We start from the raw sequence: 6,928 nt of genomic DNA, 5'->3' as shown, positions 1-6,928 counted from the left end.
ACGGCACCGGTGCCCTGCACAGCCCGGCCACCGCCTGGGAGAGCACGTGCTGGGGAGGCGGCACCGCGTTCATGAACTGACGGCACGCCGAGAAGCCACCGTGGCACAAGTCCGGCGCGTGGTGTTCGCCGGACACAAGCTGCGCGTCCACTACGCGGCTGCGAACCAACCCCGAAGTGGCGCACGATGGACCCGATCGGCCTGGTCACCGAACGCGACCAGGGCTACTTGCTGGCCACGAATTCTGGCGCGGACCGCACCTACCGGCTGTCCCGGATGTTGGCCGCGGAGGAACTCGACAAACCCGCGCAGCGACCGGACAGGGTCGATCTGGACCGGGCCTGGCAGGAACGCAACACTCGGTTTCGGGCCGGCGGTGACCAAGTTGCCGTGCTGGTACGGGTGGACCCGGCGCGCCGGGTGGACCTGGTGAGCACCGTGCTGGCTGTCTGCGCCGAAAAAGCCGGTGCGGACGGCTGGCTGGATTGGGGGATATCGGCCAGCGCCCAGCCTGAGTAAAGTGAGCGGCGTCTGAACAGAATGGGCAACGCTGCCTGTGGGGTATCGGGCGCCGCGTGACGAACGTGGCTCATCGCGCGAGCGTGATTTCGCCGCTGACCAGCGGCGTGTGCCTATGGCCTGTGTTGCCCCTCGGACACTTACCACGTGTACACATCAGAGCGGGTTGTGACTCAACAGTCACGATCCGCTCTTTTGCATAGTGGACGAGGTTGAGGCCCAGGGCTTCGTAGAGGCGTTGTTTGTCCTCGGGGCCTGCGGACGTCAGGGCCGAGGCGATGTCGTCGAGCTGTTCGACCAGGTCGCGGATCTCGGCTTCGGTGAGCACGCTGCGGCGGGCGGCGGTGGTTTCGCTGAGTTGGCGTTGGGCGGCGGCTTTCTCGGTCTGGGTCTGGTTGATCCTGTGCCGTTCGGAAACTGGTCGCTGCTGGTCGGGCCACGTATCTGTACTCGTTGATTACGCCGCCCAGAACTCGGGTGTGCAGGAGCCGGTGAGCGGTCGGGTCGGCCACGGGCACTGGGTGCTCCTGGGCGAGGGGAGGTAGCTGTTTCCGGGCCTGGTGTGGGCGATGACGGTTGTAGTGGCGGGCGTAGGCGTCGAGGACCTGCCGGGTGTGGGTCTCGTTCCAGATCAGCAGGTGGTCGAGGACTTCGCGCCGCAGGGTTGCGATGACCCGTTCGCAGTGGGCGTTCGCCCGCGGAGCACGGGGTGGCGTTTTGATGACTTCCGCGTCCTCGGCCTCGAAGACCGCGTCGAAGGACGCGGTGTACTTTGCGTCCCGGTCGCGGAGCAGTAAGCGCAGTGAATCGAGCCGGACGCCCTACTCGGCGGCGAGGTTTCTCGCCTGTTGCACCGCCCAGGGACCCGTCGGATGGGCGGTCACCCCGGCGACGTGCAGTCGGCGTGTGCCGTGCTCAAGGAACACCAGCGCGTATACCCGGCGCAGGTCCGCCAGATCGATGTGCACGAAGTCGCAGGCGATGACGCCCTCGGCCTGCGCGGTCAGGAACTCACGCCACGTCGGCCCACCGCGGCGCGGGGCCGGATCGATGCCCGCCGCCGTCAGGATCTCTCAGACTGTCGTCGTGCCCATCGGATGCCCGAGGCGGACCCGTGCACCCTGGAGCCGACGGCAGCCCCAGCGCGGGTTCTCCTTGGCCAGCGGCAGCACCAGCCTCTTCAGCGCGCTCGCGGTCCGCGGCCTGCCGGGCCTGCCCCGTCGCTTGCTGTAGTCCCACTTCCGGGCGATCAGCCTGCGGTGCCACGCGAGCAGGGTCCCGGGCGTCACCGGAAATACCTTCGCCCACCGGCTCCGGGGGATCAGCGAGGACAGCGCTGCGAACCACAGCCGGTCCGCCGGTGTTCGTACCGTACCGGCGCGGTGAGTTGCCTGCGCAGCACCGCGTTCTCATGCCGCAGCACCAGCAGTTCGGCGTCTTTGGCCGAATCCCGGCGCAGCAGCATCGCCGGGACTGAAAGCAGTTTCCGCGCCACCTGATATAGCAGTGAGACGATCACCCGGACAGGGTTCCAGCAGGCCGCAACGGCGCGCCAGACCCACTCCGAGCAGCATCGATGAGTTTCCGAACGGCACAGGCGGCGTTGAACCCGCCGTCGGCCTGCGCCGCGCCCGCGGCCCGGGCGCGGGGGAGGAGCCGCGCACCGGCGACGCGCAGGGCGACGCAAGAGGCGTGAAGTGCGGACTCGACGTCTTCGATGGCGGCTGCCATCAGCTCGGTCACGCCTTGATATTGCGTTCTCCATGCAGTGCAGTCACGCGGCCACGAAATGAGTGCCTCTCGATGTGGGGCGACGTGTTCGGCATGTGCACGGACAAGTTCGGCATCACCTGGATGGTCAACATCAGCGAGCAGCAGACCTGAAATCCGGACGTCCGGTCCGGCAGATCCTGGGCCTGGGCCTGCGGCCTGGGGGGCATCGCCGCCACGGCCTCTGAGTGTGACATCAATACGGTGAGACCGGGCCACGGCGTGCTCGGGGGACGTCGTCGAGCTCGCTTTCCCTCGCCAGGTGGACGGCCGTCGCGAGCAGACCGCGGGCCTGGTGCCAGTGGCCCGGGAAGACCGGCACGCGACGGCCGTCGATGAGCGGCCCCGGCACGAGCAGCCGGGCCGAGAAGGTTCCCTCGCGCGGGTCCACGACGATCTCCGCCTCGGAGAAGTCGAGTTCTCGGGCCGTCAGCGGGTACCACGCCTTGAAGACGCTCTCCTTCGCGCTGAAGAACAACCGGTCCCAGTGCACGTCCGGCCGACGCTCCGTCAGGGACACAATCGCCGCCCGCTCCGACGGCAGTGTCACCACCTCCAGGACACCGTCCGGGAGCGGCCCGTTCGGCTCGGCGTCGATGCTCACGGAAGCCGTGAGCTCGGCGGGGGAGACCGCGGCGGCCCGGTAGCCCGCGCAGTGCGTCATGCTGCCGACGATGCCGTCCGGCCACTGGGGAGCGCCGCGTCGGTTCGGCAGGATGGGCGCCGCGGGACGGCCGAGCCGTCCCAGCGCACGGCGGGCCAGGTACCGCACAGTGGTGAACTCCCGCTGCCGCGACTCCACCGCCTGCGCAACCGTTTCCCGCTCCTCGTCGAAAAGGTGGTCGCCGGGGCGCGCCTCGTCGTCGTACGCCGCCTCGGTGACGACCGTGCCGGGAAGGATCGCCTCGATCACCGCACGCCCCCGCCAACCGGCGCCGGCAGCACCCGGCGCAGGGGAATCCGCGGCGGCCGCACCCGCCACTCGCGCGGGTAGCCGACCGAGACCTCTTCGAAGCGCACCCCGTCGTAGTGGGTCACGCGCGGGATGTGCAGATGGCCGTAGATGACGGCCGCGGCGCGGAAGCGCAGGTGCCAGTCCGCGGTCAGTTCGGTCCCGCACCACTGGGCGAACTCCGGATAGCGCAGCACCTGCGTCGGCCGGCGGACCAGCGGCCAGTGGTTGACCAGGACGGTCCGCAGCGTGGGGTCGAGTGCCGTCAGACGCCGCTCGCTCTCCGCGACGCGCTGCCGGCACCATGCCTCGCGGCTGGGGTAGGGGTCGGGGTGCAGCAAGTACTCGTCGGAGCAGACGATGCCCGCGTCGTGCGCGATGCGCAGTGACTCGGCCGTCGTGGTGGCACCGGGCGCGCGGAACGAGTAGTCGTAGAGGGTGAAGAGCGGGGCCACCGCCACCGGTCCGTCGGCGCTCTGCCAGATTGGATAGGGATCCTCCGGCGTGGCGATGCCCAGGTCGCGGCAGAGCGCGACGAGGTGCCGGTATCGGGCCTCGCCGCGCAGCGTGCAAGGGTCCTGCGGATGGGTCCACAGCTCGTGGTTGCCCGGTGTCCAGATCACCTTGGCGAACCGGCCCGCCAGCAGGCGCAGCGCCCAGGCGACGTCGTCGAACTTCTCGCCGATGTCGCCCGCGACGATCAGCCAGTCGCTGTCCGAAGCGGGCCGCAGCGAGTCGACCAGCGTGCGGTTCTCGGGGTGGGCGACATGCAGATCGCTGACGGCCAGGAGGTTTCCATCAGGCACGGTGCCCTCTCTCTCGTTGATCAGCCCGCCGCCGCTTCGACGGCGGCGGTGGCGGGGGAGTGGGAGGCGTGGAGCCGGGCGTAGAAGCCTGGTACGCACAGGAGTTCGCCGTCGGTGCCACGCCGGGTGCCGACAACGCCAACGTACCTGGAATCAGCCGCAGTTGGTGGAGTGCGAGTGCGCCGGTCGCCCCGCCGTAGGGACGCAACTGTGTACGCAGCAGCCTCAACAGCACGACAGGGCACTCCTGTTAGCGGCAGCAAGCGGGTCACCAGGTGGACGGAGCCGGCCGGCACGCCGACCCGGTCCATTGGAGCGCACGGGGCGCCCGGATTTCCCTAGTGTCCGCGCTGTCGCCGAGTAAGCCGACTAAAGGGCCGCGGACTCGTAGGGAGACGGGGTGAAAGTCTAGGGATTTACCCACTGTGCGGGCATGTCCAATGAATTCCAGGGCCTACAAAGGGCTTTGCGGGCCCTGGTGGCTCAGGGATCGAGGTCACTCGGTCTTCTGATGACGGGCGTTCGCCAGGTGTCACGGCCCTGTCCCCGCCGCGGTGCCCCCACGCGCCCGCCTGTCGGTACATCCCGCTCGGCTCCACCTACCAGGAGATCCCCACATGACGACGTCCACCGAAGAGGGCCTGTGGGCGCGGCGCTTCCACCCCGCGCCATCCAGCCCCAGCCAGCTCTTCTGCTTCCCTCACGCGGGTGGCTCGGCGTCCTTCTACTTCCCCGTGTCCGCCCAACTGTCCTCCGTCACAGAGGTGTTCGCGGTCCAGTACCCGGGTCGGCAAGACCGGCGCAAGGAAGTCAGCCCCGGCGACATCGCCGATCTCGCCGACCAGGTCTACGGCGCGCTGCGTCCCGCCTTGACGACCCGGCCCACCACCTTCTTCGGCCACAGCATGGGCGCCACGCTGGCCTTCGAGGTGGCCCGTCGTCTCGAAGCAGACGGTGGTGAACTCGCCCACCTCTTCGTCTCCGGCCGTCGCGCACCCTCCCGGATCCGCGACGAGAACGTCCACCGGAAGACCGACGAAGGCATCGTCGGGGAACTGAAACTCCTCGCCGGAACCGACACCGCGCTCCTCGGCGACGAGGAGATCCTGCGGATGATCCTGCCGGCGATCCGGAGCGACTACCAAGCCATCGAGACCTACCGCTGCGCGCCCGACGTCACCGTCCGGGCACCGCTGACGGTGCTCACCGGCGACAGCGATCCAAAGACCTCTCTCGACGAGGCGGAAGCCTGGCGCGGCCACACCACCGGCCCCTTCGACCTGCGGGTCTATCCCGGCGGACACTTCTACCTCACCGCCGAGGCCGCAGCTGTCATCGCCCTCCTGAGGCAGCATCTCGTCACTCTGAGCTAGCCTGGCTGAGCCCGGGAAACCAAGGACGGCCCGGCTGGCGGCGCGTCTGCTCGTTCAGTGAGGTGTTGACCGCTACGTGCCGCGAACAACTCGCCCCCAACACGCTGATCCGGCCCCACGCTTCGTACGTGGGGCCGACGCAGCGGTCAGCGGAACCGGTTGATCGCGTCGAGGTGCTTCGCGCGCGTTTCCTCGTCCCGCACGCCCAGTCCCTCGGTCGGGGCCAGGCACAGCACGCCGACCTTGCCCTGGTGGACGTTCCGGTGCACGTCGTGGACGGCGAGCGCGGTGTCGGCCAGCGGATAGGTGCAGGAGAGGGTGGGATGGATTCTGCCCTTGACGACGAGGCGGTTTGCCTCCCAGGCCTCGCGGTAGTTGGCGAAGTGGGTACCGACGATGCGCTTGAGGTGCATCCACAGGTAGCGGTTGTCGAACTCGTGGTGGTAGCCGGAGGTGGAGGCACAGGTGACGATGGTGCCTCCCCTGCGGGTGACGTAGACGGACGCCCCGAAGGTCTCCCGGCCGGGGTGCTCGAAGACGATGTCCACGTCCTCGCCGCCGGTCAACTCCCGGATGCGGGCGCCCAGCCGCTTCCACTCCCGCGGGTTCTGGGTGTGCTCGTCGGTCCAGAAGCGGTAGTCCTCGGCCGAGCGGTCGATGATCGCTTCCGCCCCCATGGCCCGGCACACCTCGGCCTTGCGCTGACTGGACACCATGCAGACGGGGTTGGCGCCGCCGGCGAGGGCGAGCTGGGTGGCGTAGGAGCCCAGGCCGCCGCTGGCGCCCCAGATCAGCACGTTGTCGCCCTGCTTCATACCGGCGCCGTTGCGGGAGACCAGCTGACGGTAGGCGGTGGAGTTGACCAGACCCGGCGCGGCGGCCTCCTCCCAGGTGAGGTGGGCGGCCTTGGGCATGAGCTGGTTGGCCTTGACCAGGGCTATCTCGGCCAGGCCGCCGAAGTTGGTCTCGAAGCCCCAGATCCGCTGGGCCGGGTCGAGCATGGTGTCGTCGTGTCCGTCCGGGCTCTCCAGCTCCACCGACAGGCAGTGCGCCACGACCTCGTCGCCGGGTTTCCAGACGTTGACCCCAGGGCCGGTGCGCAGCACCACGCCGGCCAGGTCGGAGCCGAGGATGTGGTAGGGCAGGTCGTGCCGCTTGGCGAGCGGCGAGGTGCGCCCGTAGCGCTCCAGGAAGCCGAAGGTCGGCAGCGGCTCGAAGAGGGACGACCAGACCGTGTTGTAGTTGACCGAGCTGGCCATCACCGCGACCAGCGCCTCGCCGGGCCCCAGTTCGGGCATCGGCACCTCGTCGACGCGCAGCGACTTGCGCGGATCCTTGTCCGCGCCGGTCATTCCGCGGAACATCTCGGTGTCCTCTTTGTGGACGGTCACGGCTCTGAAGGACTCTGGCAGAGGAAGCGCGGCGATGTCCTCGGGAGTGTGATCGGGCGCGCTGATCGCGGCGCGCAGCTCGCTCAGGGCATGGCTGTCGGGCATGGTGGATTGGCT

General features: G+C 69.0%; 6 protein-coding genes and 3 pseudogenes. 4 read left to right on the top strand and 5 right to left on the bottom strand.

Translation table 11 applies throughout. The features are described 5' to 3' along the window. Both ACWC2B_RS31295 and ACWC2B_RS31290 read left to right on the top strand, forming a co-directional pair. A pseudogene (locus tag ACWC2B_RS31295) lies at positions 1-483 on the top strand (helix-turn-helix transcriptional regulator); the annotation flags it as partial. Positions 484-721: 238 nt separating this feature from the next. Further along, the gene (locus ACWC2B_RS31290) at positions 722-976 is read left to right on the top strand and encodes a hypothetical protein (protein WP_450722511.1); all 255 of its coding nucleotides are present in this window, start codon (positions 722-724) and stop codon (positions 974-976) included. Here ACWC2B_RS31290 and ACWC2B_RS31285 read toward each other — a convergent pair. After that, positions 954-2,038: pseudogene (locus tag ACWC2B_RS31285) on the bottom strand (integrase core domain-containing protein); the annotation flags it as partial. The gene ACWC2B_RS31290 and the pseudogene ACWC2B_RS31285 sit on opposite strands and share 23 nt — an antisense overlap. Then, on the bottom strand, positions 2,035-2,262 hold the full coding sequence (locus ACWC2B_RS31280; protein WP_450722505.1) for a hypothetical protein: 228 nt from the start codon (positions 2,260-2,262) through the stop codon (positions 2,035-2,037). The gene ACWC2B_RS31280 and the pseudogene ACWC2B_RS31285, both read right to left, overlap by 4 nt. Before the next feature lie 60 nt (positions 2,263-2,322). Here ACWC2B_RS31280 and ACWC2B_RS31275 point away from each other — a divergent pair. Next, a pseudogene (locus tag ACWC2B_RS31275) lies at positions 2,323-2,403 on the top strand (VOC family protein); the annotation flags it as partial. Between the two features lie 82 nt (positions 2,404-2,485). Here the strand turns inward: ACWC2B_RS31275 and ACWC2B_RS31270 are convergent. Next, on the bottom strand, positions 2,486-3,202 hold the full coding sequence (locus ACWC2B_RS31270; RefSeq protein ID WP_450722503.1) for a 4'-phosphopantetheinyl transferase family protein: 717 nt from the start codon (positions 3,200-3,202) through the stop codon (positions 2,486-2,488). Then, positions 3,199-4,047, bottom strand: coding sequence for a metallophosphoesterase family protein (locus ACWC2B_RS31265; protein WP_450722501.1), 849 nt, complete (start codon positions 4,045-4,047; stop codon positions 3,199-3,201). The genes ACWC2B_RS31270 and ACWC2B_RS31265 overlap by 4 nt, the downstream gene beginning before the upstream one ends. A 617-nt stretch (positions 4,048-4,664) precedes the next feature. Here ACWC2B_RS31265 and ACWC2B_RS31260 point away from each other — a divergent pair. Then, positions 4,665-5,420, top strand: a complete 756-nt coding sequence (locus ACWC2B_RS31260) for a thioesterase II family protein (RefSeq protein WP_450722499.1) — start codon at positions 4,665-4,667, stop codon at positions 5,418-5,420. Positions 5,421-5,566: 146 nt separating this feature from the next. On the opposite strand, the gene ccrA is transcribed toward ACWC2B_RS31260, so the two are convergent. Next, a complete protein-coding gene (gene ccrA / locus ACWC2B_RS31255) occupies positions 5,567-6,916 on the bottom strand; it encodes a crotonyl-CoA carboxylase/reductase (protein ID WP_450722497.1) in 1,350 nt (449 codons plus the stop codon). Positions 6,917-6,928: the final 12 nt, after the last annotated feature.

It is taken from the genome of Streptomyces sp. NPDC001415, from assembly GCF_053597395.1.
This window is presented reverse-complemented; position numbering and strand designations above follow the sequence as displayed.